Origin of the sequence: Serratia sp. ME47 (genome assembly GCF_903970925.1) — a bacterium.
GTDB lineage: Bacteria > Pseudomonadota > Gammaproteobacteria > Enterobacterales > Enterobacteriaceae > Serratia > Serratia ureilytica.
The window spans coordinates 1-26,088 of the sequence record NZ_CAJCKE010000043.1; the positions used below are offsets into that span (position 1 = coordinate 1).

General features: G+C 57.3%; 28 protein-coding genes and 2 pseudogenes. 4 read left to right on the forward strand and 26 right to left on the reverse strand.

Annotated elements, in window-relative coordinates; genetic code table 11:
* Positions 1-330, reverse strand: a pseudogene (locus H7A77_RS24105) (hypothetical protein); the annotation flags it as partial.
* Between the two features lie 32 nt (positions 331-362).
* Complete coding sequence (locus tag H7A77_RS24110) at positions 363-794, reverse strand: DcrB-related protein (RefSeq protein ID WP_182074747.1); 432 nt, start codon at positions 792-794, stop codon at positions 363-365.
* Between the two features lie 178 nt (positions 795-972).
* Here H7A77_RS24110 and H7A77_RS24115 point away from each other — a divergent pair, with 178 nt between their 5' ends.
* Complete coding sequence (locus tag H7A77_RS24115) at positions 973-1,302, forward strand: hypothetical protein (protein ID WP_182074748.1); 330 nt, start codon at positions 973-975, stop codon at positions 1,300-1,302.
* A gap of 119 nt (positions 1,303-1,421) precedes the next feature.
* On the opposite strand, the gene H7A77_RS24120 is transcribed toward H7A77_RS24115, so the two are convergent.
* The 24 genes from H7A77_RS24120 to H7A77_RS24235 all read right to left on the reverse strand — a co-directional run bounded on the left by H7A77_RS24120 (position 1,422) and on the right by H7A77_RS24235 (position 22,854).
* Complete coding sequence (locus H7A77_RS24120; RefSeq protein ID WP_086580528.1) at positions 1,422-1,826, reverse strand: acetyltransferase; 405 nt, start codon at positions 1,824-1,826, stop codon at positions 1,422-1,424.
* On the reverse strand, positions 1,823-4,681 hold the full coding sequence (locus H7A77_RS24125; protein ID WP_182074749.1) for a conjugative transfer ATPase: 2,859 nt from the start codon (positions 4,679-4,681) through the stop codon (positions 1,823-1,825). The genes H7A77_RS24120 and H7A77_RS24125 overlap by 4 nt, the downstream gene beginning before the upstream one ends.
* Positions 4,681-5,106: a TIGR03751 family conjugal transfer lipoprotein gene (locus H7A77_RS24130; protein ID WP_182074750.1), complete on the reverse strand. Its 426-nt coding sequence runs from the start codon at positions 5,104-5,106 to the stop codon at positions 4,681-4,683. Before H7A77_RS24130 ends, H7A77_RS24125 begins: the two co-directional genes overlap by 1 nt.
* A 149-nt stretch (positions 5,107-5,255) precedes the next feature.
* Positions 5,256-6,758, reverse strand: coding sequence for a TIGR03752 family integrating conjugative element protein (locus H7A77_RS24135; protein ID WP_182074751.1), 1,503 nt, complete (start codon positions 6,756-6,758; stop codon positions 5,256-5,258).
* Positions 6,751-7,659, reverse strand: a complete 909-nt coding sequence (locus H7A77_RS24140) for a TIGR03749 family integrating conjugative element protein (RefSeq protein ID WP_100395929.1) — start codon at positions 7,657-7,659, stop codon at positions 6,751-6,753. Before H7A77_RS24140 ends, H7A77_RS24135 begins: the two co-directional genes overlap by 8 nt.
* Entirely contained in the window at positions 7,656-8,327 is a 672-nt protein-coding gene (locus H7A77_RS24145; RefSeq protein WP_086580533.1) for a PFL_4703 family integrating conjugative element protein, read from the reverse strand. The genes H7A77_RS24140 and H7A77_RS24145 overlap by 4 nt, the downstream gene beginning before the upstream one ends.
* Positions 8,324-8,689 (reverse strand): TIGR03750 family conjugal transfer protein, encoded by a 366-nt coding sequence (locus H7A77_RS24150; protein WP_086580534.1) that lies wholly within the window; start codon positions 8,687-8,689, stop codon positions 8,324-8,326. Before H7A77_RS24150 ends, H7A77_RS24145 begins: the two co-directional genes overlap by 4 nt.
* Positions 8,690-8,700: 11 nt before the next feature.
* The gene (locus tag H7A77_RS24155) at positions 8,701-9,066 is read right to left on the reverse strand and encodes a TIGR03745 family integrating conjugative element membrane protein (protein ID WP_182074752.1); all 366 of its coding nucleotides are present in this window, start codon (positions 9,064-9,066) and stop codon (positions 8,701-8,703) included.
* A gap of 63 nt (positions 9,067-9,129) precedes the next feature.
* Positions 9,130-9,372, reverse strand: coding sequence for a TIGR03758 family integrating conjugative element protein (locus tag H7A77_RS24160; RefSeq protein ID WP_084827549.1), 243 nt, complete (start codon positions 9,370-9,372; stop codon positions 9,130-9,132).
* Complete coding sequence (locus H7A77_RS24165) at positions 9,372-9,701, reverse strand: RAQPRD family integrative conjugative element protein (RefSeq protein WP_089186723.1); 330 nt, start codon at positions 9,699-9,701, stop codon at positions 9,372-9,374. The genes H7A77_RS24160 and H7A77_RS24165 overlap by 1 nt, the downstream gene beginning before the upstream one ends.
* A gap of 662 nt (positions 9,702-10,363) precedes the next feature.
* Positions 10,364-11,122 carry a TIGR03747 family integrating conjugative element membrane protein gene (locus H7A77_RS24170; RefSeq protein WP_084827547.1) on the reverse strand — a complete coding sequence of 253 codons (759 nt, stop codon included), beginning with the start codon at positions 11,120-11,122 and terminating at the stop codon, positions 10,364-10,366.
* Positions 11,103-13,217: a type IV conjugative transfer system coupling protein TraD gene (gene traD, locus H7A77_RS24175; protein ID WP_182074753.1), complete on the reverse strand. Its 2,115-nt coding sequence runs from the start codon at positions 13,215-13,217 to the stop codon at positions 11,103-11,105. Before traD ends, H7A77_RS24170 begins: the two co-directional genes overlap by 20 nt.
* Entirely contained in the window at positions 13,210-13,836 is a 627-nt protein-coding gene (locus tag H7A77_RS24180; RefSeq protein WP_182074754.1) for a restriction endonuclease, read from the reverse strand. Before H7A77_RS24180 ends, traD begins: the two co-directional genes overlap by 8 nt.
* Entirely contained in the window at positions 13,833-14,357 is a 525-nt protein-coding gene (locus tag H7A77_RS24185) for an integrating conjugative element protein (RefSeq protein WP_182074755.1), read from the reverse strand. The genes H7A77_RS24180 and H7A77_RS24185 overlap by 4 nt, the downstream gene beginning before the upstream one ends.
* 2 nt (positions 14,358-14,359) lie before the next feature.
* A complete protein-coding gene (locus tag H7A77_RS24190; protein ID WP_182074756.1) occupies positions 14,360-15,052 on the reverse strand; it encodes a transglycosylase SLT domain-containing protein in 693 nt (230 codons plus the stop codon).
* Entirely contained in the window at positions 15,031-15,741 is a 711-nt protein-coding gene (locus H7A77_RS24195) for a TIGR03759 family integrating conjugative element protein (protein WP_182074757.1), read from the reverse strand. The genes H7A77_RS24190 and H7A77_RS24195 overlap by 22 nt, the downstream gene beginning before the upstream one ends.
* A gap of 10 nt (positions 15,742-15,751) precedes the next feature.
* On the reverse strand, positions 15,752-16,492 hold the full coding sequence (locus tag H7A77_RS24200; protein ID WP_182074758.1) for a hypothetical protein: 741 nt from the start codon (positions 16,490-16,492) through the stop codon (positions 15,752-15,754).
* Positions 16,489-17,133: a PilL N-terminal domain-containing protein gene (locus H7A77_RS24205; protein WP_182074759.1), complete on the reverse strand. Its 645-nt coding sequence runs from the start codon at positions 17,131-17,133 to the stop codon at positions 16,489-16,491. The genes H7A77_RS24200 and H7A77_RS24205 overlap by 4 nt, the downstream gene beginning before the upstream one ends.
* A 146-nt stretch (positions 17,134-17,279) precedes the next feature.
* The gene (locus H7A77_RS24210) at positions 17,280-17,720 is read right to left on the reverse strand and encodes a DUF29 domain-containing protein (protein WP_099784035.1); all 441 of its coding nucleotides are present in this window, start codon (positions 17,718-17,720) and stop codon (positions 17,280-17,282) included.
* A 78-nt stretch (positions 17,721-17,798) separates the two neighbouring features.
* Positions 17,799-18,284, reverse strand: a complete 486-nt coding sequence (locus H7A77_RS24215) for a single-stranded DNA-binding protein (RefSeq protein WP_084827541.1) — start codon at positions 18,282-18,284, stop codon at positions 17,799-17,801.
* Between the two features lie 72 nt (positions 18,285-18,356).
* Positions 18,357-18,824, reverse strand: coding sequence for an STY4534 family ICE replication protein (locus H7A77_RS24220; protein ID WP_060558277.1), 468 nt, complete (start codon positions 18,822-18,824; stop codon positions 18,357-18,359).
* Between the two features lie 676 nt (positions 18,825-19,500).
* A complete protein-coding gene (locus tag H7A77_RS24225) occupies positions 19,501-21,540 on the reverse strand; it encodes a DNA topoisomerase III (protein WP_182074760.1) in 2,040 nt (679 codons plus the stop codon).
* A gap of 13 nt (positions 21,541-21,553) precedes the next feature.
* Complete coding sequence (locus H7A77_RS24230; protein WP_182074761.1) at positions 21,554-22,126, reverse strand: hypothetical protein; 573 nt, start codon at positions 22,124-22,126, stop codon at positions 21,554-21,556.
* Positions 22,123-22,854 (reverse strand): PFL_4669 family integrating conjugative element protein, encoded by a 732-nt coding sequence (locus tag H7A77_RS24235; protein WP_182074762.1) that lies wholly within the window; start codon positions 22,852-22,854, stop codon positions 22,123-22,125. Before H7A77_RS24235 ends, H7A77_RS24230 begins: the two co-directional genes overlap by 4 nt.
* A gap of 531 nt (positions 22,855-23,385) precedes the next feature.
* On the opposite strand from H7A77_RS24235, the pseudogene istA reads away from it, so the two are divergent.
* From istA to tnpB, 3 genes and pseudogenes are all read left to right on the forward strand, one after another.
* A pseudogene (gene istA, locus H7A77_RS24240) lies at positions 23,386-24,915 on the forward strand (IS21 family transposase).
* 100 nt (positions 24,916-25,015) lie between these two features.
* Positions 25,016-25,645 (forward strand): IS66-like element accessory protein TnpA, encoded by a 630-nt coding sequence (gene tnpA, locus H7A77_RS24245; protein ID WP_182074763.1) that lies wholly within the window; start codon positions 25,016-25,018, stop codon positions 25,643-25,645.
* The gene (gene tnpB, locus H7A77_RS24250; protein ID WP_182074764.1) at positions 25,642-25,971 is read left to right on the forward strand and encodes an IS66 family insertion sequence element accessory protein TnpB; all 330 of its coding nucleotides are present in this window, start codon (positions 25,642-25,644) and stop codon (positions 25,969-25,971) included. Before tnpA ends, tnpB begins: the two co-directional genes overlap by 4 nt.
* Positions 25,972-26,088 lie beyond the last annotated feature (117 nt).

Below are 26,088 nucleotides of genomic sequence, written 5' to 3' on the forward strand. Positions count from 1 at the left end.
GGCGAGCGCGGCGGGTTTGCCGTTGATGAAAACGTTGGGGGAGCCGGTGACGATATTGCCTTTGGGGGTCAGGCTACCGGCACCGGCGTCGGCAATGCCGTCGCGCGCCGCGGTGGCCGCCTCCCCGGTGAGATACCCCACCGCCAGGCTGGCGCCGATGAGCAGTACGCCGACGCCGATACAGGAAGCCGCCAGGCCGGCGACGAACAGCGCCCCCGCCGCCACCGCGCCTGCGGCGGCGATCAGGCCGCCGACAAGGGTACCAGCAATCATGCCAGCCAGGGCATGGGAATGCCCGATAATATCGCCGACGCGAGCCGCTTCGGTCATCGTAAAGTCCTTTTACACAGTGTCATCATGATTCAGGCCGCCCGGTAGCTGTTCAGCACTTGCTGCAGCAGCGCGTCGTCCTGCGGCATCAGCTTGCGCGTCGTCGCCAGGGTAAACACCAGCACCCGGCCCTCCGCCGACGCGAACACCGCCTGGTTTTGCCAGATGCGTTTGCCGTCCCGCAGATAGCTGGCACGCACCCACTCGCCGGCGGCCAGTCCATCGCCCAGCGTCGCCGGCTCGCGGCTTTTGAACGCCCAGCCTTTCAGCCCCTGCGCCAGCGCGTCGAGCTGGCGGGTGACGTAGCTTTCCAGGTTCTCCCCCGGCTGCAGCGCATCGCGGGAGATATTGATTGAGGGGGAAACGTCATCGCCAGGCAACAGTACGTTAACAGTACGGTCGACATAGCCTTCCGGCAAAGCAACGCTGCCTTCGGTAAAGCCACAACGGGAGAAATCAGTCATCGCAAGGTCCCTTTGCTTAACGAAGACTTAAGCATCGCATAAGAAAAACGCAAAAGAAAATCGATAATCCAGCAATGTGAGCAAGATAAGGCATCAAGAAAGAGGGGTTGCACTCAAATAATTGACTAGATAGGCTAAAGCCTCAGTGTTATGAAATTGTAAATCGGAAGGTTTTCTTATGAAAAAAATGTTATTCGCCATCCTCCTCACCACCGGCGCATCAACGGCATATGCCGATGTCTCTATTTTGCCAACCGACGAAATTAAAGAGAAAGCCGGGTTTGCGCTTGGATTGACCGCCGATCGGGTAAATATCAGCAATGTGCGTCGTAGCGACGCGCTCACAGTGAAATTTAATGCCGAAGCAAAAGGCCGCGTTTTCCAATGCTATTACCAGGGAGAAGGGTCAACCACAAGTGATGCACTTTGCTCCCCTACGGATGGAAAGCCCATACCCGCGAGCTCGACCTGTAACGATCTGACTCGTGCCGCTGGATATTGCCAATAATAAACCGGCCAGAAGGCCGGTGATTTACCGTTCAAAACGTGGCGTAGGTACCCGAGATCATGAACCAGTGAACCCCGCCAATATCGATATTTGGCTCGATACACATCGCGTCATCCCTATCAATTGCCCCTGAATCGCTCGCACAGCTCGCTCAGGTGAAGCAGCAGGTACACCACATCCGCCGCATCCGGCACGGTGACATACCAGCGCGGGTGACTGTATTCGTCCGGCTGCGGCCATAGCGTGTTACCGGCCACGGTGATAAGTACATCGATGCAACGTCCTAAACGTCCCTCCAGGTGCAGCGCCACGCTGGTACGATTCCCGATGCGATGCGGGTGGGCGGTAAGTTGGACCGGCCCCAACAGCCGATCGCGGATAGCCGCACAGAACGTCTCAAGCCGCCGCGCATCCGTTTCGCTTAAGGTGGCCACACCCTGTGGAGGAAGGGTGAATAACGACGGTTCACGGCAGATCAAGCCATGCAGCCGAACAACCGGTTCCGGGTATTTCAGGGTCATCATGCAGCCCGTGCCTCCCCGTTCGCCACCAGACCGCGCAGGCGGTCAAGCTTTTGCGCCACCTTGCGCGCCGCCTCGAGCTCGCTGCAGCCAAATTCCTGCATCAGCGCGCGGCGTTCGGCCTTCTCTTCTTTTTCGGTCATCCCCAGCGCCAGGTACAGGCTCGGCGGTACTGCACGGAACAGCGCCTCGAGTTTTTTCGACAGCACCACACCTTCGGTATAACAGCCGGAGAGTTTGCTGGCCGACAGCAGCACCGCCTTTTGCTCCTCGGTCAGCGCCTTGAAGCGGGCAATGTCGTTGACCTCCTCCGGCGGCATCGTCAGACAAACCCACCATTCCGCCATATTCAACATTTTCTCGGCAATATCCGGGAAGTCTTTCAGGTTTTGCGTGGCCAGCCACAGCCAGGCGCCGAGCTTACGCCACATCTTGACGATTTTGGTCATGTACGGCGCCAGCAGCGGGTTCACCGTCACAATGTGCGCCTCATCCACCGCGAACACGATATCCCGCTCCGAGTACTGGTCTCGTTCGGCAATGTTGTTGATGGTATTGGTCAGGCTCACCATCGTCAGCGCCATCTGCGCCTCATAGCCTTCGCGTGCCAGATGCCCAAGGTCAATCAGGGTCACATCCGCCTCTGGCCACAGGCTGCCCTCACGGTTAAACAGCTCTGCTTCAAAACTCCCGGCCTGGGTAAACATCCCGAGCGACTCCGCCATTTCCGCCGCTTTGGCCCGGCGCTGGACGTTGCGGATATCACTCCCTTCGTCTTTGGATATGGCGTACAGTGCCTTCTGCAGGTCTGCCGGCAACATCTGCCGTCCTTCGTCATAGGTCTGCCGCGCTGCCATCAGCAACGCCTCGCGAATCATCGCACGGTCGGCGCGTTTCAGTTCATGTTCTTCCTTCGCATCGCCGCCGGTGATCATCATGCGCGCCGAGATTTCCATTTCTCCCAGGTAATCGCGCTTATCTTCATCCTCGTCGTCATCTATGTCCGGCAGGTCATTTTCATCCAGGGCCAGCGAGGTTAACGCATCGTCGACGAGTTTATGCGCGTAGGAGAACGGCGGCAGCGAGACGCCACTGCCCGGTTTGATACTCACCTTGTTGACACTGAGCCCCAGGCTCTCGAAGTAATCGGCCAGCAGTCCGAACGAGTTCCCCGCTTCGGCAATAAACAGCCGCGGCCGGTGTATTGCCATCAGCTGCGACAGGGTCGCACACAGCGTCGCCGATTTCCCCGCGCCGGTCGGACCAAAATACAGCATATGCGCATTCTGGCTCCGGTCGTGCTTGTTGAGCGGATCAAACGTCAGTGTATCCCCGCCGCGGTTGAAGAAGCTCATGCCGGGGTGACCGGTCCCGGTTTCGCGGCCGGTCACCGGCAAGAGCCCCGCCAGGTGTTGTACCCAGGTCAGCCGGGTATACCAGTGTTTCTTGTCCGTCTCCGGGTTAAAACACATCGGCAATGCGCGCAGGTAGGTGTTGAGTGGCGCCACATCAAACTCCGGGCGTACCGGCTGCAAGCCGGCACCAAGCAACACGTTGGTGAGCTCGACCCGCTTATGATTGAGCGTGGTCAGATCGCCGGCACGCAGCAGGAAGGTGATGCCGGCACGGTACAGTTTGTGGCGATTGCCCAGGTACTCTTTCACCTGCGCCACGTCCTGGCGCACGCGGCCAGATTCAGTATTTTCACCGACAGCATTCTTGGCAAGCCGGTTAAAATCGTTTTCCAGCGTGTCCTGCGGCTGCACCACAATCGTCATGCACACCATCGTCCCTTCCGGGAACAGATCCATCAGCGCATTGATTTTCTTCTCGCCGCGTTTCATTTCACCAGTGATCGTGCCCGGCTCCGGCGGACGGCGCAGTTTCTCGACCGGGATCGCGCAATGCGCCTGGTTATCGAACCACCATAAACCGTGGTCAGGATCGGATACGGGCGGGGTGAACAGCAGGGTTTCGGCAAAATCATTCTGCACCGGCATCGCGCCTTCCGGCGTGTCACGGCTGTCAAAATAGGCGGCATCGCGGTACAGCGTCTCTTTATCCACCCACTCTGGGCTGGGGTTAAAATGACGTAGCAACCAGTCATGGACCTGCGCCCCGTTCTGGCGCACGCAGGCAACGCCGGCACCGGCCAGGGCACCGGTCACGCGCTCACAGGTCTGATTCAGCATGGCAATCGGTGGCATCGGATCATGATTGCTCTTACCAATCCAGCGATAGACCACCATGCGGGTCCGTCGCTGCTGCCCACGCCAGGGTTGGTCTGTTATCAGCGTATCTTTGAACAGGCCTTCCGGACGCGCAATTCCGCGCAGATGGCGCTCGGTCTCTTTCAGCCAGTCTTCAGTAAACGCACTGCCCTGCGCGTGGGGTTTGACATACTGTCGTAGCCTGTCGATATACGCCTCGACATTGTTCTCGTCCTGGCAGAAGAACTGCACGATCCAGGGGTTTTCATCATGTTCGTCAAACGAGTCCTGCAGGGCATCCTCCACCGTGTCACGCATCTGCTCCAGGCGATCGTCCGTCCGCCCTTCGGTCGCCACCGGGGTGACTTCATAAACCGCCCCCACGGACACACCGTCATCGAGCAGGATGCATTGCTCAGTATCCAAAAACTCCGCCCAGGGCAGATAATCAATGATGGACGGATTGGCATGGTAAATCTTTTTTTCGTCCTGGCGCGTCATCCTGCCCGGCCGGGTCAAGGCTTCGCGGCCGACTACCGAGAGCGGCACGCCATCTTCCGTGATGGTCAGTTCTTCAGTGACAGCATCCGCCGGCGCCACCACTTTTTTGCGCGTCAGACGCTTCTTATCAAACAGGGAAAATCGCATCAGTAGGCCTCCGTCCGTTCACCCGGCATCGCATACTGCACCTGGCTGTAGAAGGGAAACACGGTGCTGTAGCCCGGCACCGGTGCGTTGCCATCCGCCAGGTGCGGGAACACGTACATCACCAGGTCGGGATTCGGCAGGCGCGGGAACTGCTGGCTGATTTCGCTTTCCTGCGTGCGGCTGTAGCTGCGATCGCTCGCGGCTGTTGCCTGGCTTTCGCGCTCGGTGAGCGGCCGGCGCAGGCTGTCGCGCGCCGCCACCGCATTGCGCGCCGTTCCGCCGCCATCCTCACCCTGCCACAATTCCAGCATCGAGCTGTCGCCTGGCGGCAGCATTTCCTCTTTCGACGTTGAACAGCCGGCCAGCGCCATGACGCTGACGATGACAGCAGTGGCCAGGACTCGATTAAATAGATTTTTCCGCATGATTATCATTCTCTTATAAGCAAACACAGCAGGAGCAGCACACCCAGCCAAAACGCGCTGCAGGACAGCAAGACCAGCGCCCAGCTCTGCGGGCGACTCATCCTTGCGCATTGACGCCACAGCATGTTTCTCCTCCTCTGAATGACGTGTTAATCCAGCCCGCCGGTGCTGCCGTCTTCACCTGGCAGGCTGAAGTCGTCATAACGCACCTTGCGCCCTTTGGTCTCAAAGTCGATCGCCAACTGGCGGGTAATGTGCACGGCCAGTTTCTGACCCGGGGGAACATACACGGCGTCGAACATCATGCCGTAGCGCTCACGCACCCAATCCGCTGTCTCTTTCATCCCGCCGGACAGCGCCTTGCCCAGCACTGCCTGGCCGGCATTACCGGTCATGGTCGAGGTAATGCCATTCACATTGTTTTGCGTGGTGTATTGCCCCTGGCTGATCCCTTCCCCGGCGGCGCTGGCGGCCGACAAGGCGGCGATCGTCGGCAGGTAGGTCGAGGCATTGGACTTACGCTCTCCACCGATGCAGGGGATGCCGTTGTCATCTGAAATCCAGCCAATGCCGGCGGTGGTGCTGACATCCTTCGCATTACTGCCGCCATTATTGTTACTGCCGTTGGCATTCATGTTGGTGTTGGGTTTTGGCAGGGTGCGGACCGTCCCGTCCGCAAACACGAAGGTGATGCTGTTGACCTGGCCGCGCACGCACGACAATGTCCAGTCCCCGCTGGCGGTCCCCGAGACAATCGCCCCTTCCACGTCCGGTAGCTCGATGCCGTTCGCCGTCAGGTTGTCCTTGCCAATCATCAGCTTGAACGGGTAAGGGTCAGTCACCGTGCCGTTGATCGGCACGCGCCCCAGCAGCGCCGTCATGGCGCGGCTGCCCACCAGTGTGGAATTCTCAGGCAGGGTAAACACCGGCTCGGCGTTCTCCTCCGCCCCTTTTTCATTGGTATGTCCTTTAACTTGCTGCTCATAGGCAGCTTTCTGGCGTGTGAGCGCATTGTCCGACAGGAACGACGTCGGGAACTGCGGGCCGTCTTTGACGCTGTTCGGATTACGCGGGTCGGGTTCTTTCATGTCTTTCGGTCCGACCCACATCAAGCCATCCTGACCAGGAGCGGCACCACCGTCCCCGGCGCCCATTCCATCCAGTCCCAGCCCCAGCGGAATATCACTGTCGCTTTTTGCCTTGTCCTTGTTCGCACTCAACTGCTCGGTCAGCGTCTGGATTTTTCCCATCAGCGTTTGCTGCTCCTGCTGAAGCTGCTGCTGGCGCTGCTGCGCTTGTTTTTGGAAGCCGGCCACGGCCTCATTGACCTGACCGGACACATTGATATTCCGTTTGCGCAGTTCTTCGTTTTCTTTCAGCACTTTATCAATGTTTTTCTGCAGCTCGGCCTGCTGGGTTCGGGTAGTACGTAGGGTGCCCACCAGGGTACGCAACGTATCTTCTGGAGTATCCCCCTCTACACCCAGCGCCCGCAGCTCTTCCGGCGACATGCTGGCCAGCACGTTATGCGCCTGCTGAGTCTCCTCCTGTGCTTTACCGCCGCTGCAGGCCTTAAGCCCGACGATGATCGCGGTGGCCAGCACGCCGAACACAATGACCTTCGGCAGCATGTTGGATTTCACCTCAGCCATGATTAGCCCCCTTCTTCACCGCTTTTACGGCTTTGCGAACCGCCGATGGTTCCGCGACAAACGCCCCGTCCGGGCGACCGGCGGTAACCAGGTACAGCGTGGTGGTGTCTTCCGGCGTGCCAACGGGTCCCAAATAACGGTGCTGGAACGTCGCCGTCACAAACTGCCCCTGCAGTACCCGGGGATCGAGCGTGATTTTGCGGCTGGCGGTGTTTTGCACCTTCAGCGCCACCACGTTGCGACTGCCAATACCCCAGCCGCCCAGCGGCGTGATGGTCACCGGCTCTGACGGGTACAGTGTGGTGATACGCTTCGGCAGGTGCGGGTTGACCGGATGAATGCCGGGCACCGCTTCAACCGTGCGTACCGGGCCGTACAGGCTTTGTGCTGCGTACCGTGTCAGGACGACCGGCAGCGGCGCGTTGTATTTGACTTTTTTACGCTTCGCCTGGGTGCCGTTATCCGCCCCGGGCGCCGCGTTGTTTCCCCCTGAAGCAGCAGACGCGTCATTACTGCTGCTGACCGATGTCACGTCACCGCTGTAGACAATGCGCACCGGTTCGGCCGAGCCTTTGTCCGATGCCGTCACATCAAGGAGAATAACCTCCCCATTTTCGACGTCCTGCAGCTGCAGACGCGTTGGCGGGAAAGCCGCATCCGCTTTCAGGTAGACCGCGCCGCCACTGCTTTGCACCCGCAGCTTGCCGTTCAGCGCCGGCGGGAAACCGACGCGGACATTTTTATCGGCAAACAACACCCGCTCCTTGCCGACGGCCAGCGGGATTTGCAACGGGATACGCTCCCATTTCATCAGCTCTTCCGCCTGCGTAACCGGCACGATAAACGTCGCCGCCAGGGGAAGTACACTCAGGGAAAGCGCCAGAACACGTGCTTTCATCATTGGAATACTCCTTTTTTCTCAGGCGCGGGTTCCGCCGGCGCCGCAGCAAGACGCTGTGGCATGCTGTCGTAACAATCCAGTGCCAGACCAAACTCATTACGTTCAGGATCCCCTTCTGCGCGCACCACTTTCAGCGGGTAACGTGTCAGTGCGCGTTTCACCGGTTCGCCGGCAAAGGACTCGTCCGCCACCAGATCAAGGCGCACCACCCAGTTATCACGGCCTTTGACCGTCACCGGGCTCTGGTTATAGCGGCCGTTGTAGCCATGCTCAGGGATTTCGAATACCACGCGCGTTCTGCCGGCAAGCTCACCGCTTTCGCTACGCTTTTTGGCGTCCGCCTTCAGGAAACGTGCGCAGGAGTCGGTCAGATAAGGAGACAGCGCGGCAATTTTAGCCGGGTAATCGGCATCACCGTTCTTTGGCCAGGCATTGAGTTGCTGGAAGATATAAAAGCCGAAGCTGTAGACCGTGGACGGTGGTACCTCCCACCAGGCGCGGGTAGAGCCGCTGCGCAGGTCTGGCGGGTTATGGATGGTCAAATTGTCTGGCGCCCGCATCCAGCCGATGCTGGCTACCAGAAGGAAAACGACCAGCACGCCACAGGCAACACGCAACGTGAGAATATGCTGATCGCGGTTTTTAACCGCATGTCTGAAACGGCTCATGTGGACCTCTTAACAACGCGGCTGCGACGCAACGACCAGCCCTGTTTGTCGATAATCAGGGTGGGATCCCCCCACCCCATGCGACGTTTACGCGCCTCGAGGCGCTGCCAGATATAATTCTCCGGTTTACCGCGCTTCAGACGCGTCAACCGGCTGCCCCCAAACCAGATGACGAGAAGCGGCGTCACCAGCATGCCGGTGGGTATCACGACCCAGCCGGCAAGGGGAAGAAACGGCAACGACACGAGCAGACCCAGCCCTACGCCCGCCAACGCCGCCAGTCCCATCTCCGGGGTGGTGAACCCCCGGAAGACGACAGGCTCTGCGTTAAGACGGTCAGGTAAGAATCGGATAGTCTGCATGGCGGGCCACCTTAGAACAGGATCTCGGCGGACTTGCCAACCAGCCAAATAACGGTGACCAGCAGCACCACACCAACCAGCACGATGGCGCCGAACTTGGCCCAGGTCGCTTTCTGATCACGGACCTCGGCAAAGGTATGGATCGCAGCGTTGGCGACAATCAGGAAAGCCACCGCAGCGGCGACCAGACCGATAATAACGATCCCGTCCTGGAAATAGCCTTTGATGGTATCCATCAGACCACCGCCACCACCGGAGGACGGGGGCTCAACCGACGGCAGAGCCGCCTGCACCGGCTGGCTGGCGACATACGCCAGGGAAGTGGCTACTGCGACACGCGCGCAGAGTTGACGGAAAAGACGAACTGCAGCATTCATAAAACATTCCTTATTGGTGTGTGAAAATAACAACGTGAAATACGGTCCAGCGCCTCTCGCAGGTCAGCTGGCAAACATCCAGATTGAAACAACCAGCAACAGCACGGTTTTGATGACGAAGTGAACCAACGCCCCATTGCGTACTTTTTCGTTACTCCAGCCCTGGTAAACATCAACCAGAGCCCAGGCTGCCCAGACAAACAGCACCGCCAGTAACCCACCGATGCAAATCAGCGACAGAATATTGACTTCAACACCGCCGCTGGCCGCCTTGAAGGCCTGCTCCTGCGCACCGGTCATGGCCATCAGGGGCGCTCCCGACGGTAGTTGCCGGCCACCGCACTGCCATCACGTGGTTGGGCACGCGAGGGTTCCAGATAGCGGTCAATGCCGGCATTGATGGTTTTGAGATCGGCGGTAGCGCGGGCATAGTCGAAGAAGAAACGACCGCGCTCCGACGGGTCAGCCTGAACGGCGGCAACACGCGCACGTTCAAGTGCTGCCTGCACCTGAATCAGCATGCGCTGGGCAGAGGCCAGCTCATCTTTTTCAGCGGCAAAGGCAGGCAGTGCGGTCAGCAAAGTCAGCCCCAGCAAACAGCTGGCGCCGAGACCACGAACAACGGGGATAGGCATACACAAGCACTCCTTGATGATTTAGGGTGCTCTCAGGGTGCGACAGATGGGGCGGGAGGTCAGCGGATAACTCTTTATAGAATTTTGATAATTTTTAGCCAGGGGAAGCGCATGAAGCTAAATAAGCGGTCTGCAGACACTATTGTTGTACAAAGGCCTATTTTGTACATCAACAGCAATAAGAGAAGGGGGTATCAGTTTTGTACCGTTGGTAACACCAACGGCAGTAATACCAGTATCAGAATCAGCCCGACCTCATAAATGCATCACGACACTGAAAAGGAACATAGATCCCCCAATACACAAGATCGCAAGTACTTGCAGGACACGTAACCAACGTTGAACACGGTTTTCCGGAGGGGCTTTCTCTAAAATAGGTTTAAGCAGTGTGGCTAGAATAACAGCCTCAAGAGCAATAACAGCGCAAATATACAGATTCATTCAACACCTCGTTTTCGATTAAATTGCAGAGCCACAAAAATATTTAGGGGACATTCAGAGGACAATAAAGGGTTCGAACAAGAAGGACAGCAGGTAACTCGTTATGAAGTTTTGATGGTTTTTAAGCCTGGAAATACTGCCGCGCCGCACAGCGTCTTGTCTGCTGACGGCAGCGCACAAAAGCCAGTTTTGTACGCCGCCGTCCAGCTCGAGTTTTCACTCTAGAGATACTTTTTGAAGGAGGCTGTCGTTACCGTCACCGCAATGCCGAGCAGGATAGCGGCCGGCAACAGCAGCAGGTTGGGGTATACCGCTGTTGGCCATGACAGGTACAGCATGCAGGGAATATACACCGCCGGTTTCACCATCCGCTTGGCGTGGTGGTACACAAAGCTCGACTCATAGCCGGCACCGTAGCGCCGAATATCACGTCGCCCCAACCCCTCGGTCAGCGCGACCAGCATCACCAGGATAAACAGCGGGATGGACAGCACCAAAATGGTCACACGTACCAGGGTGATGACGGTGACGTACACCGTCGCCATCAGGTACTCTTTAAGCGTGGTAGCCAGCCAACCACTCCAGCTGTTCAGTTCCCTGGCAACCGCATTCTGGCTGTGTACCTGGGTGTCATACGCCTGCTTAATCCAGTCCAAAAAGCCACTGTCCACGAAGGTCCATTGATACGCCATCATGATCCAACGGGTGACGGTCACTGACGGTTCAGACAGCAGCAGGCTGCGTGTAAATTCAGAGGACAGGTACCCCAACTCGGTGTTCATCACCGCTTCACTGTGCGATGCGCCAAGCTCTGACCAGAAGAAGGCCATCCCGACATATTCGATCACCAGGCTCACCAAAAGCGAAGCCAGGAACATCCCGATCAGCATCCAGGGCCAGCCCCACAGCACGTTGTAAAACAGCCCATGCTTACGGGGTTGTACGGGCTGCTGAGGTTGATTATTCACCGCTTGCGACATTCAGCCCCCCTTTCATAACCGCATCAGGCATTACCGTGCTGGCTGACCACCAGGACTCGCTGGTACGGTAGTTGCGCTGCATCTCCTCGGCAATCTTCTGCAGGTTGGCCGGCATCAAAGCATCATCCCTGTCACCGCTGGGCAGTGGCATCCGAATTTTCCACAGTTGACCACCTTCCAGCAGCGCAAACGCCTGCCCTTTCGGGAGGTTAATCACATCCGCCGGGGCAAGCAGAGGGGCTTTCACAGTACCGACGCGGTCCTGGGTATTTGAGGTAAAATCCTCTCCCTTCTCCACATCGGCCGTATCGGCATGCCCTGATACCAGGGTTTTGGTGTAAATATCGACCTCCGGGAGCTGTGTTGTCAGCAACTGTGCGGTCCGGTTCTCACGCACGCGCAGCATAATCAGGGTATTGAAGTTCCCCGTCACCTGAGCCGCCTTCGCGGTACTGCCGATGCGCGCCTCGATATCCGACTCGGTTTGCGTGTAGGCCGTCACTTGCATACCGGCCCCGCCGCCTTTGTTGATAAGCGGGATAAATTCGTCCCCCATCAGCTCGTTGAACTCGTCACAATGCAGGTTGATCGGCAGTTTACCGTCCGCCCGGGTCGGCAACCCGCCGTGCATGCCATGTTTATAGATATGACCGGCAACCGACACCAGGTCGGCAAACATGCTGTTGCCGACGGCTGAGGCGACCACCCCATCCGACAGGGCATCCAACCCCACGTAGACAATACCGCGCTTGCGGATAACTTGTTCCCAGTCAAAAATGGGCCTCGGGTCGCTCATATCCATATAGTTCGGTGCCAGGAGCTCGGCGGTCTTGCCGGTGGTGAGTTTTTCCAGTAGCGGCAGCAGTGACGCCACAATTTTATCGAAGTAGGTACGGTCATATCTCACGGCACTACGCAGTCCATCGAGAATGGGGTCATACAGCTGCTTGCCGGCTTCCGAGCTGAGGGCCATTTCCACCGCCATGATTTTTATCGCGTTCGGCTGGCCCTGCATATTTCGCGGGACATCGTCCTCCGTCAGCACCTGCAGGCTGTTGTCGATTTGTTGCTGCAGCGCCGGCATACGCGCTTCAATCACTTTCTTTGCGTAGGTCTCATACAGCTCGCTGATGTTGTTCACGTAACGGGTGATCAACCGATAGTCCGGACGTTGTCCCAGCGCGACCAGGGCACGCGCCACAATATTGACGAATCGCCAGGCAAACTCACGGAACGCCGCACTGTTGCCCTCCCCGCTCAACTGCCCGGAGATGCGGCCAGCGACCTCAGAGACGCGTTCAAAACGCCCAACGGCGTTATAGCGTGCCGAGATATCCGGCCAGCCCAGATGGAAGATGAACAGCTCATCTCCGCGGCCGGCTCGGTGCGCTTCAGCCCAGACCCGGCGAAGCAAATCCGCATCCCCTTTTGGATCAAACACAATGGTGATGTCACCGCGGCGAATATCCTGGGTGATCAGCAGTTCCGCCAGGCGGGTCTTACCGACACGGGTAGTGCCCAACACCAGGCTATGCCCTACGCGTTCGCCCAGTGCCATCGATACATCGAGCTCATCGGGTTCAATACCATGGATCGCCGGGTTCCCCCCGACCGGTGGCAGCGGCCGCACCGGGTTCAGCGGGGAGTCTTTGCGCAGCAGCTGGGACAACCACGGCAGGGTATATTCGGTTTTAAGCTCCAGTCGGCGCGCCATCTGGTACAACTGCGACGGTTGGACATATTTTTCCACTTCCGGCCGACGGGTATCCATCAGGCGCTGGGTGTGCTTTTGCTGCCAACGGAACCCCCGCCCCAGGAACAGCCGCTGCCTGCTCACCGGGATCTGTCGACTTTCCATGACATAGCGCGGTAACCGACGCAGATTACGGCGATAACTGACCACCCGCAGGCCCTGCCGTGCTCGTACCGCGGACAGCACCGCAAACCCGCCGGCAGTAACATAACTCACCGACGGCGCCAGGGCGACCGACCAGGGAGCAGCAAAACAAATCGCTGCAGCAGCACCGGCAACGATCGCGGTATTCAATTCTACCGCCGGGCGCAGCAGCGCTTCCATGACATGACGATTACTCATGACGACCTTCCTTATCATTCAGGTTGGTGACCGAATTCACGGTTAAAAAAAGCAGCCACTCTGTATTGCCAGCTAGCAACGCAAGCAGCTTACGTCCACTGACCAGGTGGACGTGGGGATGGTTCTGCAACAACACCCGGCTCAGTTGACCTGTACGGCCGGTATGAATGAAAAAACCATCACAATGGTGATGTCGCAACAACGCACCAAAACGCGTGATATGGGACGGTGAGATCGTCCGTCCGTAACGTTTGGCCTGGATGAAATAGGTCTTGCCTTCGATAATGACCTGACCGTCCAGGCCGCCGTCGCCGCTGTAGGAGGTATTGCGAATAACGGCATACCTCTGACGTTCAAACGCCAGGAGCAACAGCTCTTCAAATACATAGGGGTTGATTTTGCGCAGATAGGCCAGACGCTGGCCATCACCGCCCAGCAGCGGTAAGCGCGCCAGTACCCGCGTGGCCGTCGCCTGATATCGGCGGTGGCGCCGACGGCTGGCTGTCTCCCGGCCACGGCAGTTCAGCCCCACCATAACAGCAACAAACAGCACAACCAGCACAACCGTCAGCACAGGGTTTACCATTAATGCTGCAGCAATGTGTTGCGCCGATATCATGGTGTGACCTGCTGGGACAAACCGGTATCAGTGATGAGTACCGGGTAATTCGACAGCTGCAGCCGGCGCGCCAACTCACTGCCGGAGGCCGGCGCCATCGGTACCCCCGGCGCCAGCTCACGCAGTGCCTGCAGTGCAGGCAGGTTACTGACGTTAACGACGAGCCCCGCAGCATGCCGGGATTTGAGTTGTTCCGCATTCGCCTGCAGCCAGAGGCGACTGGCATCGTCATCCCCCACAATAAACAGCGCACCAATCCCGGGCAGTTGCAGTGGGCGCGCCGCTACCACACCCGGCGTCAGCTCCGGTGTCATCACCGGCAATACGGTCACTTCAACTTCATCAGCAGAGGCAGGGGCTTGCGGTATGGCCGGCGGCGCTTCCGCGACACCCTGCCGATTAATCCCCTCAAAATAAGGTGATGCATCATCGCCACCGACATCGGCGATCACGGTCAGGTTGGCCAATGCCGTGGTGGTCACCAGACTCAGGCCGAACAGCAGAAAATTCATTTTTTTCATGATTATGGGTTCCGTGGTTCAATCCAGGTCAGCGCCGCCGTTTGTGCCGGTAACGCCGTGGGCGCGGGGGTTGTACTGGCCACCCGGATCGGGGCGGCCCCCCTGCCGTTCAGGCGTGCCAGCTTGCCACTCACGATGGATTTATACCGGGCTGCCGGTGCACCGCCGGCGGGGTGGTGATAACACCCGGCGGCAACCAGCCAGCTTCCGGGATTGCGGTCATAGCATTCCCGCAGGATGGTCGCCGCCGCGTTAAGGTTGGTGTAAGGGTCAAACGCCTCCCAGGTCGACGTGAAGTGATGGCCGTTCCAGCCCAGATTGACTTGAGCAATCCCGACATCGATGCGCTTGCGAGGATGTGTTTTCAAAAAGCGCTGCAGTGCTTCCCAGGCCTGCAGGCGGCTGGCATAACGATACCCTTTGCCGGCCACGTTGATAGTCCAGGGCCAGGGGCGCTCCACATCCGGGGCCGGGCCGGCCCCGCGGGTCACCGAGATGATGCTTTTCGGCGCCATCGATGTCTCAGCCAGCGCCACCGAATACAGGGACTCCGGCGGCACCCCGTGGCGCAGCGCCACCTCCCGGTAACCGGAAGGAACCTGTTGGGTAGCGGCATGAGCGGCTCCCCCGCCCACAGAGGTGAGAAGGGCCAACAGGGGCAACAGCCCCCGGCTCAGAATGCGGCGAGTGTCCATCCGTTCTCCCCTTGTTGCAGCACCACCGGCATCAGGCCGTTGCCGAATTTCATCCAGCGGCCACCGTCATGATTCAGCGTGATTTGACGTGCGCGCACCTTGTCGACGGGAATGTGATGTGCCTTCGCCCAGCTACGCAGCAGACTGTCATCCCCTTTGCTGTCGACGAGGTAAATGTCGACCGGCCGGTTATCTGCCAGCACCGCCGCCAGTCGTGCATCACACTGCCCGCAGTCCTTCGCCTTCACGAACAGCGCCAGTCGCCCGCCGGTGTCATGCGCAATACCGGCCGCATTCCCCATGTTCACCGGCAACACACCAAGGCGCTGCCAGGCCGCATCAACCTCACGCTGGAACCTGAGTTCTTTCTCGGTGCGGGCGAACTCCTGCTTTACCCACTGCTCGGCGTACCTTTTACGCTCGGCATCGCTCTGAGCCTCGATGCCAAGGGCAGTTAACGGATCAAGACCCGGAGACTGCGTCCCGCGAGGGCCATCCATCAACTGCTGATAACGCTGATACTCTTCCCCACTGAGGCCCCACTGCCTGCCCTGCTGCGCCGTCTTGTTCGCCTGGCTCTGCTGAATCTCACTCAGGGTAGACTGGCTGTTCTCAATCGTCGTCTGCTGCGCCGCCTGTGATAATGGGCTCAGCAGCATCAGGGAAATTACGCTGTATTTCAGTTTCATCACGCTCTCCTTATTGGGCGCTGACGGTCTGCAGGCGGCCGTTCACACGAAACGTCGCCTGCCCGTAACCGGCACTGACCAGGATCCAGCCGGCGACCGACTCCCCTTCCCCGATTAACCGAACCTGCGACAAATCGCTGAACCCCTGCGGCGCCACAGCCGCAAAGGCCGACGTCCCGCGCTGCTCCACCCCGGTCAGCACGAATGGTGCTTTGCGCGCCACACGAGGTACCGCATTACGCGGGGAGGGTTTAATTGGCGTGGGCTTGTGCTTTGGGGTGATTTTGGCGGTCGCTGAAGGTGCAGCGGGGATGTCCGTTGAGGGGGCTACTGTCGGTACAAGCTTTTCAGTCGCTGACTTTTTCACAGACTCAATGCTGTCTTTCAGCGCATTTAACTCAACCTGTTGAACCTGCAGCTGCTGCTCAAGTTTTTCCGGCAGCCCGGTGGTTAACGCCAGCGCCCCAATCTGCCGCGTGAGCGACTCCTGACGCTCAGCCAGGCTCTTAAGCTGTTTAGCCTGCGCCTGCAGCTCATCGGCCATAGAGTTCATGCCATCCTGGGGCGCCAGTGCTTTCTGTGCCTGCTCAAGCAGGGCAATACGCTGGTCGACATGCCTGATAGCCCCTGAGCCGACAAGGCCTGCAACCAGGACAACGACGCCGGCCGTTGCCCCCCAGAAGGTTGGGCTTTGCAACAACCCTTTTTTTGCCGGTGTCATCGGCATCATTTCGTCATTATGCTCAGTCATTTTTTCAGCCACCCGCCGGTTGTCGGTACCGCGTTAACGGGCTGAGGTGCAATGACCGTCGCAGCAGGATGCGCTGAAACCGGTGCTAAAACCGCCCTGACCGGCGCCACCGTCACCGGCGGAAGCTGTGTCGCCGGCAACTGATACCCGTCACGCAAACTGTGGCAAACAACACGCTGTACGTCGTCGACATCAAGCTGCCACGCGGGGCCGGCCAACACTTGCAGGGCACTACGCAAACGCATCGGTCCCAGTTGGTACTGCACCACCGGCAACGCCTGCCGGTACAGCACGCCGTTTGCCGGTCCGGTCGCGCACAGGGAATAGCCCGACTGGCGCAGCGCATAACGCAACGCGTCAGCCACCGTCGGTTTTACTGATGCCGGAATACGGATATCGATGATTTGCGAGAGCGGATCACGCTGAACGGCCGCCGGGTCGGTGCTGACCAGTAAATAACGGTCGTAGCGCACGACCTCCGGCACCTGCCCGTAAGCATCCGGGCTGACCGGTTGAACGTTGCGAGTGACGGTAACCGAAGGCGTGACAGGGGAAATATCGCGCTGCTGCAGTGGCTGCTGAGTAACGCACCCGGTCAGCATGAATGCTGCCAGGGAAGAGACGATAATTGTTTTTTTCATCCGGAAGATTTCCTGTTCAGTGACAATTGGCAGGTGTCACTGTGCGGTTACCGTCCAGGAGGCTCAATTAACAACTCTTTATTGCTAATCAAAAAAAAACGCCAACCCGAAGGTCAGCGTTATCGAATCATGCTAACGAACCCAAATTAGGGTTCTGGGTAATAATCCTGGTTCAGGATCTGTTCTGTAGTCCAAATGCAAGAAGCGGGTAATTTATCCAGACCGATCCCCGTTTCTTTTGATGCTATAGCCAAAGCATCAAACCAGGTATCTTCCAACCACTCCCGATCGACCATAGCAACTTTCAGACTAGGGGTTTTCTTTAAACGGCGCTCAATCAAACCGCGTTGCCCCTTGATCGTCAGTTCCCAACTTGTACCACGGTGAGTAGGTTGAAATTGCCACTTCAGAAGGTGAGCCAGTAAAACCGCCATCCGGCTGGCCAGTTCGCGCTTTTCACTCTTGCCCACGTCCTCAATCTCCTCGGCAATATTTTCAATATCCAGTTGGCTAAGTTTACCGGCACGCAGTAACGCCGCCTGTTCATTCGCCCAGGCGACCACGTCGGTATCGTAACGAGTTCCCATGGGAGCCTCCGGTATAGTAGATAGAAAAACTGCACACAGCAGACGCTATGTGCAGTATGTCAATGAATGCCATCCAGGTCAAAATGGGATGTCATCATCAAAGTCCATCGGCGGTTCATTGCCAGCAGACGCCTGAGGGGGTGTACCACTGTGGGTCGGTTGCTGAGGTTGCCCCCAACTACCAGACGCTGAGGGCCCCGGGTTATCGGTCTGACTACGACCACCCAGCATCTGCATCGTGCCGCCCACGTTAACGACCACCTCAGTAGTGTAGCGATCCTGGCCGCTCTGATCTGCCCATTTACGCGTGCGCAAAGCGCCTTCAATATAGACCTGCGAACCTTTACGCAAGTATTCGCCGGCAATTTCAGCGAGTTTGCCAAACAGCACCACACGGTGCCATTCGGTTTTTTCTTTCTGTTCGCCGGATTGTTTATCACGCCAGGTCTCGGAGGTCGCAAGCGACAGGGTGGCAACCGCACCACCATTTGGCATGTAACGGACTTCAGGATCTTGGCCAAGGTGACCGACAAGTATGACTTTGTTTACGCCGCGAGACGCCATAATCAAATCCTCATAGGGAATAGAGTTAGAAAGGGAAAAACGCCCCGAAAAATCGAGGCGTAAAGGGCGTTATCAGAAAGAGTTTTCCGCGTATTGTTGCTGTGCGGAACCCTGCTGAGGCGGCGTAGAGTCGGATTTCTCAGCCTGATATACCTTTTCCTGACCGATTTTGATCCAATCGACCTTGATAAGGCGGGCTTTGAGGCTGACGCGCTGTTCACCGGCATGTTCGCCGCTGTTGAGCGTGAAGATGTCCGTCTTGGGATTGCTGAGCACAAAACCAATCAGGACCTTTTTGTCTTCATCAACCGATTTTTGACAGCGGTTGATCAGGCTGCTGGCTTCTTTACCGGCGACCGTCACATCGAAACGCGTGTAACTGGCGTTATCGGTAGGACCGGAGAGTCCATTGACGACACAGCTGATAAAGGTGCCATTCGGGCCATTGACTTGACGAATGTTGCTGAGGTACCCCATGCCCTTGATAGTCAGGTTGAAGTATTCAGTTTTAGTAGATGCTTGCTGAGATTGGGTAGACAAGATGTTTTCTCCAGGAGTAAAGAATCGGTGACGGAGAAATACACCTTCCCTGACGGGAAAGTGTTTCCCGTCGGGAGTCTGCAAAGTCGTACGTCAGTGCAGACTGTCTTGATTGTGAAATGAACCTTCATCACCGCTAAGTGATCTCCGTTCTCAAAGGCTAAACGGTGTTACCGCCACGTGGGCTTCCTCTTTCAGGCTACGAGGCTATTGGCAGTCACCCGAGGGCGTTTCTCACAGACCGCTGAAACTTTGGCTGGCACTCACCCGAAGGCGCTTCTCACAGAGTGCTGAAGCATTGGCTGGTTGTCCGGAGACAACAAGTAAGCCTGTTCATTTTTAATGCAAGCATCGAGAGTGTCAACCGCAATATTCCGTTTTGAGAACCATAAAATAAAAACGGCGTTGATCCGAAAATCAACGCCGCACGGCCGGTACCTGAACCTTGAGTAAATTCTGTCAAACTCCGGGGAGGAACCTAGTCTCCCGACGCGTTTTTCACGGAGTTGCATGCGTCTTGACAGCCAACCTGAGTGTGGAGGCCGCTGACCGAACTGAAGCAGAAAAAAACCATGGAAGAATTTTCCCACCACCGCAGTTACGGGGTACCTATGCATTCTGCAAGAAAGCCAGATAACCTTAGCAAATCTTTCTAACATTAACATCAGGCAATCTCTTACTCCGCACCGGTTGTTTTATTTTTAGCCGGTGATTTTGCTTTATAGCGCTTTGCCTTACGACCACCTTTTGCATCAATGTTGATAATGCCCTGGCAAGTGGGGTAATTACTGCAGCCCCAGAAGGCACCGCCACCTTTCTTGCCTGCGCGCCGGCGCATCGTCCCACCGCATGTCGGGCACGGCGGTGAAGGAGGCGCAGTGAACTTCACCGCCTGCGTCTTCCCTTTCTCCACCAGATGGCCCGTCCACTGTGCCTGGCGGCTCATGAACGTCTCGAGTGTCATCTGCCCCTGGGCAATCTCGTCCAGCGCCTGCTCCCACAGCGCCGTCATCCCGGGGTTGGTCAGCGCGGTCGGTAACGCATCTATCAGTTCGCCGGCAATCGGCGTGGAAAGCAGGATTTTTCCCTTCTTCTCCAGGTAGCCGCGTTTAAACAGCGTTTCCAGGATACCAGCACGTGTCGCTTCAGTACCCAGCCCCGCGTTCTCTTTCAGCACCTTCTTCAATTGCGGGTCACTGACGAACGCCGCAGCATTTTTCATGGCGGCGATCAGTGTCCCGTCAGTAAAATGCCCCGGGGGCTTCGTCTGCAGCGTTTTAAGCTCCGCGCCGGCAACCGCGACGGATTCACCTTTTACCAGCGCCGGCAGCCGGACATCATCCGTGTCCGCCGACTCCTCTTTCACCTCGCTCGCGTCATGCTGGAACAGAGCTTTCCAACCTACCACCGCCTCGACCTTGCCACGGGTGCGGAACAGTTGCCCGCCGATATTAAAGGTAACCTCAGTCACATCCACTTCATGTAACGACAGGAACTGTGCCAGGTAATGCTGACGGATCAGCTGATAGACCTTCAGCTCATCGGCAGACAGCTTGCTCAAATCGAACGGCTGCTTAGTCGGGATAATCCCATGGTGCGCCGTGATTTTTTTGTCGTTCCAGATGCGGGAAACAAAGGCCCTGTCGAGCCTGGCCACACTTTCGCTCTGCGTTGGATCCGTGCGGGTAACCGCACTCAGCACATCGGCAACCTCTTCCCGCATCGATGTCGGCAGATAGCCGCAATCTGTCCGGGGATATGTGGTCGCCTTGTGCGTTTCATACAGCGACTGCGCGATACTCAGCACCTGGTTTGCGCTCATCCCCCACTTGCGTGAGCAAGCCTGCTGCAGCGTCCCCAGGTCAAAGGCCAGCGGCGCGGACTCTTTCTTACGCTCGGTCCCTACCTCAAGCACAACGGCATGACCTGTTTGCTGACACAGCTGCACCACGGCCTGCGCCACATTCTGCTGAATACAGCGCTTCTCTTCATCGCAGTAGTTGGCAGCCGGCACCCAGTTCGCAGGAAAAGTAATGCCATCCTTTTGCAGGTTCGCCCTGACTTGCCAGTACGGCTTGGAAATAAAGTTGGCGATTTCGCGGTCACGGTTCACGACCAGCGCCAGCGTGGGGGTCTGTACCCGCCCGATCGACAACACCTCGCCGTATCCCTGTTCCCGCGCCTTTAGAGTATAAAGTCGGGTCAGGTTCATCCCCGTCATCCAGTCAGCCCGGGCGCGTGCCAGGCCGGCCTCATACAGGGGTGCAGTCTTCTCGCCAGGGAGTTTGTTTGCCAGCGCATGCCGGATACTGGCCTCGTCCAGCGCAGACAACCAGAGCCGTTGGACCGGGCCGGTAAAGTGGCAATGCTCCAGTAATTCGCGTGCGATCACTTCCCCCTCACGATCCGCATCGGTCGCAATCACTACAGAATCAACCTGTTTGAGCAACCCACGGATGACCGCAAACTGATCGGCAGTGTCTTTTTTTACCGTCATTTTCCACTGAGCAGGCACGATAGGCAGCACAGACTCCCGCCAGGGGTTACCGAACTGTTCACCGTAGGTCTCCGGCTGAGCCTGCTCCAGCAGGTGCCCGATAGCCCAAGTAACGATGACGCCGACGCCCGCCAGATAGCCCTGCTTACGCTGGGTCGCCCCGAGAATGGCGCCGATATCTTTACCCTGGCTGGGTTTCTCACACAGGTAGAGCTGCATCAGATAACCTCCCTCAGCCCTGACCTTTGGCAACCTGCTGTAGCTGCGTCATCAGTCTCCCAAGGTAAGCGTCGGTCAGGTGCGACGCATCCGGTGAGCTGTATGTCACTTTCAGACGGCTGCCGGCACCGGACTTGACCACTTCGAGCTCAAGGCGATCATTGCCTTTCCATTCCTGCCCCATCTTGTAATAACTTCCCCGATTTGCTGACCAGACCGGGCGTGCTTCATCAATGGAGCTCGCGCTCCAGTCGCCGTGCTGATCACGCTGGCGCAGACTCTCAAGTTCCTCGGAGGAGATGAACTGATAATGACTTTTCAGGCGCGCCGCCGCGGTATCAACGTCCACCGGGAGGCTATAAGTATGATGCACATCCTGCCGGGGCCCGGAAATACCGGCCCGGGTCATCCAAGGCATGCCGCCCTCGCTGGCGCCGCCGCTGCCACCGGTTGCCAGGGAATGGGCAGCGTCACTGATTTTTTTGTTCCATTCACCCAATTCGGTGCCTGCGCACCCCGTTAACAATAACGCGGTGCAGAGTACACCTGGCATCAAAAAAGACTTTACCTGTCGATTCATACTCATGATTTAGCTCCTTTTTTAGAGGAAATTAATGCAGAGGTCTTAAGTGGTGGAGAGAAAGATGAGCGTATTGCGCCCGACATAATATCTTCGTCAGGCATACCCAAACGGGTGATTGCATCCTTACCGACCTGAGTTTGGAGGCAAATATCATCACGCGTTACAGCTACAGATCGGTACTGTTGTACCACCCCATAAACCTGCCGAACCCAGTGCCCCCCCTGACTCAGTAAGTCATCCCGCTTTTGACGGGAGATCAACCCGTAGTGCCATGCCTGAAACGCTTTCATCGCCAATTGATCAAAGCCAACGAGTAACCAGACGCATCGATACCCAAGCGGGGTACGACTAAAGACGCCGATATTCAGTGGCGATACTGAGGAGACTTCTGACATCGAGACCTGACCAGGCAAGCTGGATAAGACGGTATCAAGTTCTGCGACTGCACTCTGCAATCGCGCGGTGCCACGTTCAATAGCCTGCTCCAATGACAACATCGCGCCATCGGCATAAGGGTTGTCAGCGTTTGAATCAGCATTAATTTTCCCTGCTCGGGCGATGACCTGAGGCATGCTGACTATTTGTGGTTTATTTGACTCTTTCTCACGCTGCCGCCCTTCCCACAACAAAATTGCATACTGAGTATGCAACTGGACGGTTAACGTCGACTTGAGTGCCCCGGCTCGCGTCTGTGCAGGCTTGTGCTGGGTATTCTCTGTTGAATCTGCCATTTTGATCATCCTTCTAACTACTGGGAGTATGTTTGGCTTGAAATAGTCTCGACTTGGGCATAACGCAGCAATTCAAAACTCTTTTTCTGTACGAAATGAAAAAGAGTGCCTTGGTTGGTACCTCATTCGGTTTTCCTCACAAAGCCGCAGCCTAAGTAGTGCGCTTTTTATCCACTACTGACGCTGCAAGAACGGACTTTTTATTAACCACCGCTGATACAGCCAACGACGGTTACTTTTTTAATCACTGTTGACACTGTCAACAGCGGCTACTTTTTAATTGCATATTCCGACCCAAACCGATCACCGATTCCGATATAAGTCGATCGCACTTTCCGATTTAATTCGATCATGGTTTCCGACTTAAACCGGCCAATTTTGACCATTCTTCGGAATCGGTGATCCTGGCTTCGGAATCCGTGATCGAATTGTCGGAATCAGTGATCCTGTCGTCGGAATCTCGCGCTTTTCACTTTGAAAACAATGGACAACACTTTCTCCTGATAGCGCATCTTCCGGAGGAGTGTCACCATGGCCAGACTGAGAACGCGGATGAGTAAAATCAAAGAAGTTTTACGCCTGAAATTTGACTGTCACCTGTCCAACAGGAGTATCGCGGTGTGCCTGAATCTGGGCAGCAGCACCATCTCTGATATCGTGACTCGCTTCAAGGGCAGCAAACTGGTCTGGCCATTGCCGGAAGATGTCACCGAAACGCGTCTGGAGGCATTGCTTTATGCTGGGCGGCCCAGTGACTTCACTAAGCGCATGCCCGACTTCCCGTTGTGCCATCAGGAGCTCAAACGCAAGGGCATGAACAGGATCTTGCTCTGGCAGGAGTACCAACAGGAAAACGGCGATAACGCCTATGGATACAGCCAGTTCTGCAATCTTTATCGTGAGTGGCTGACGCTGCAAAAGCGCAGCATGCGTCAACACCACGTTGCCGGTGAAAAGGTGTTCCTGGACTTCTGTGGGCCGACTATCCCCATCATTAATCCAGACACGGGCGAAGTGCGCCAGGCGCAGATCTTCGTCGCCACACTGGGCGCCTCAAACTACACCTATGTTGAAGCCTGTGAAAACCAGCGCCAGGAAAGCTGGCTGATGGCGCATGTCAGGGCGTTCGAGTTCTTCGGCGGCATCCCACAGTTGCTGGTACCGGATAACCTGAAAGCCGCAGTCACGCGTGCCAACAGCTATGAGCCGGTGCTCAACGAGAACTACCGCAAGCTGGCCCGGCACTATAACACTGCCATCATCCCCGCGCGGCCCCGCAAGCCGAAGGACAAACCCAAGGTCGAAAACGCCGTGCAGGTTGTCGAGCGTTGGAGCCTGATGCGGTTACGCCATGAGGTGTTCTCTACGCTGGCCGCCCTCAATCTGGCGATCGGGCGACTGTTGAAAGAGCTGAATGAACGCCCGTTCAAACGTCTGCCCGGTCGCCGGCGAAGCCTGTTCTAACGTCTGGATAAACCCGCGCTGAAAGCGTTACCGCCGTACCGGTACGAATACGTTGATATCCGGCGCGCCAAGGTGGGGCCAGACTACCACGTCGTGTACGGCACGCATGCCTACTCCGTTCCCCATGCGCTGGTCGGCAGTCATATCGATATCGAAGCCGGAGCCCGCTTGATCCGCCTATACCACCGCGGCGTGTTGGTTGCCCAACACCCGCGCTCCGGGCAGCAGGGTGGCTTCACGACGCAGGCGGAGCACATGCCCGATGCCCATCGTCAGCAACGCTGGAGCCCGGACAGGCTGCTGTCATGGGGTGAAAGTATCGGCAGTGCCACCCGAGCAGTGGTGGCCTGGCATCTGCATCATCGTACGCATCCGGAGCAGGCATACCGAACCTGCCTGGGGTTGCTGAATCTCTCCCGCGAGTACGGGGCCGTCAGGCTGGAAAATGCCTGCCAGAAAGCCCTGCTGCTCGAGCGGCCGTGGCGGCAGGTGATCCTGAATCTGCTGATCAACCATCGGGACCGGCTGAAAGAAGAATCGCCGGATGACGCACCTGTCGAGCACAGCAATGTACGCGGTGCCGGGTACTACCACTAAGGAGACAACAATGAACGTAAGCGTCTCATTTAGACCGTCTGTGCAGCGCCCTCCGGTTTCGGGAAAATAGTGTCCATCACTTTTTAATGGACACTATCGCGTGAAACACCGGACATGGCTCCTTGAGGTACTTCGCCTCCACTTTGAAGAAAAGCTGCCGCGTATCGAGGCCGGACGCAGGCTGGGTATCCCCAAAACCACGGCCTGCGATCTCTTTGTTCGCTTCAGGAAAGCTGGTCTCTCCTGGCCCCTGCCACCACGAATAAACGCCAAAAATCTGGATAAGCGCCTTTACCGGCAGGCATCTCGAAAATCGTCCGTTATTCCCGTCGTCCCTGCTCCCTGTGAAATCCCTGTCGCCTGTAAGCGGCCCCGACGTCCCAACTTCCCCCGCGACTTTAAAATCGCCATGGTGGAGCAGTCGATGCAGCCCGGCGTCAGCGTGGCACAACTTGCCCGCGAAAATAACATTAATGACAATCTGCTGTTCAACTGGCGGCGCCTTTTTCAGCAGGGACTGCTGGCTGCACGGACAAAAACGCCGATCATGCTGCCCGTTGCGCTCGCTGATGAATCAGGCCCCGGACAGGCTCATCCTCCGTCCGTTCAGAGCGACGACGCTCCCTGTTGTAAGCTGGTTCTGCCCGCCGGCACGCTTCGTATCAGTGGAAAGCTGACGCCGGAGCTGTTGCAGACGCTCATCCGGGAAATGCAGGGAGGGAGCCGGTGATATCACTCCCCGCAGGTTCACGCATCTGGCTGGTTGCCGGCGTGACCGACATGCGCAACGGCTTCAATGGCCTGGCTTCCAGAGTGCAGAACACGTTACGGGATGACCCGTTCAGCGGACATCTGTTCATCTTCCGCGGTCGTCGCGGCGATATGATAAAGGTGCTGTGGGCCGACCGGGACGGCCTGTGCCTGTTCACCAAACGGCTCGAGCGCGGGTGCTTCGTCTGGCCGGCGACCCGTGACGGTAAGGTTCATCTGACGCCGGCGCAGCTGTCGATGCTGCTGGAAGTATTAGGCGACAATTACTCTGACCGCTCGCATTGACTCAGCATTTTTGTTACCAAACGCGCACTGTTGCCTCACCAAAATTGTTACTTTGGCTGAGTGATAAATAATCAGTCAGAGGTGCACCTATGAGCAATGCATTGTTGCCTATGGATA

Coding starts and splice junctions, on each gene's coding strand:
- H7A77_RS24125 (WP_182074749.1), bottom strand. CDS start 4,681: ATGCGATTTTCCCTGTTTGATAAGAAGCGTCTGACGCGCAAAAAAGTG.
- H7A77_RS24160 (WP_084827549.1), bottom strand. CDS start 9,372: ATGGCCATGACCGGTGCGCAGGAGCAGGCCTTCAAGGCGGCCAGCGGC.
- H7A77_RS24180 (WP_182074754.1), bottom strand. CDS start 13,836: ATGATATCGGCGCAACACATTGCTGCAGCATTAATGGTAAACCCTGTG.
- H7A77_RS24185 (WP_182074755.1), bottom strand. CDS start 14,357: ATGAAAAAAATGAATTTTCTGCTGTTCGGCCTGAGTCTGGTGACCACC.
- H7A77_RS24215 (WP_084827541.1), bottom strand. CDS start 18,284: ATGGCGTCTCGCGGCGTAAACAAAGTCATACTTGTCGGTCACCTTGGC.
- H7A77_RS24195 (WP_182074757.1), bottom strand. CDS start 15,741: ATGAAACTGAAATACAGCGTAATTTCCCTGATGCTGCTGAGCCCATTA.
- H7A77_RS24155 (WP_182074752.1), bottom strand. CDS start 9,066: ATGAATGCTGCAGTTCGTCTTTTCCGTCAACTCTGCGCGCGTGTCGCA.
- H7A77_RS24140 (WP_100395929.1), bottom strand. CDS start 7,659: ATGATGAAAGCACGTGTTCTGGCGCTTTCCCTGAGTGTACTTCCCCTG.
- H7A77_RS24135 (WP_182074751.1), bottom strand. CDS start 6,758: ATGGCTGAGGTGAAATCCAACATGCTGCCGAAGGTCATTGTGTTCGGC.
- H7A77_RS24205 (WP_182074759.1), bottom strand. CDS start 17,133: ATGAAAAAAACAATTATCGTCTCTTCCCTGGCAGCATTCATGCTGACC.
- H7A77_RS24115 (WP_182074748.1), top strand. CDS start 973: ATGAAAAAAATGTTATTCGCCATCCTCCTCACCACCGGCGCATCAACG.
- H7A77_RS24110 (WP_182074747.1), bottom strand. CDS start 794: ATGACTGATTTCTCCCGTTGTGGCTTTACCGAAGGCAGCGTTGCTTTG.
- H7A77_RS24120 (WP_086580528.1), bottom strand. CDS start 1,826: ATGATGACCCTGAAATACCCGGAACCGGTTGTTCGGCTGCATGGCTTG.
- traD (WP_182074753.1), bottom strand. CDS start 13,217: ATGAGTAATCGTCATGTCATGGAAGCGCTGCTGCGCCCGGCGGTAGAA.
- H7A77_RS24130 (WP_182074750.1), bottom strand. CDS start 5,106: ATGCGGAAAAATCTATTTAATCGAGTCCTGGCCACTGCTGTCATCGTC.
- H7A77_RS24150 (WP_086580534.1), bottom strand. CDS start 8,689: ATGCAGACTATCCGATTCTTACCTGACCGTCTTAACGCAGAGCCTGTC.
- H7A77_RS24230 (WP_182074761.1), bottom strand. CDS start 22,126: ATGAGTATGAATCGACAGGTAAAGTCTTTTTTGATGCCAGGTGTACTC.
- H7A77_RS24235 (WP_182074762.1), bottom strand. CDS start 22,854: ATGGCAGATTCAACAGAGAATACCCAGCACAAGCCTGCACAGACGCGA.
- H7A77_RS24225 (WP_182074760.1), bottom strand. CDS start 21,540: ATGCAGCTCTACCTGTGTGAGAAACCCAGCCAGGGTAAAGATATCGGC.
- H7A77_RS24210 (WP_099784035.1), bottom strand. CDS start 17,720: ATGGGAACTCGTTACGATACCGACGTGGTCGCCTGGGCGAATGAACAG.
- H7A77_RS24145 (WP_086580533.1), bottom strand. CDS start 8,327: ATGAGCCGTTTCAGACATGCGGTTAAAAACCGCGATCAGCATATTCTC.
- H7A77_RS24170 (WP_084827547.1), bottom strand. CDS start 11,122: ATGTCGCAAGCGGTGAATAATCAACCTCAGCAGCCCGTACAACCCCGT.
- H7A77_RS24190 (WP_182074756.1), bottom strand. CDS start 15,052: ATGGACACTCGCCGCATTCTGAGCCGGGGGCTGTTGCCCCTGTTGGCC.
- H7A77_RS24200 (WP_182074758.1), bottom strand. CDS start 16,492: ATGACTGAGCATAATGACGAAATGATGCCGATGACACCGGCAAAAAAA.
- H7A77_RS24165 (WP_089186723.1), bottom strand. CDS start 9,701: ATGCCTATCCCCGTTGTTCGTGGTCTCGGCGCCAGCTGTTTGCTGGGG.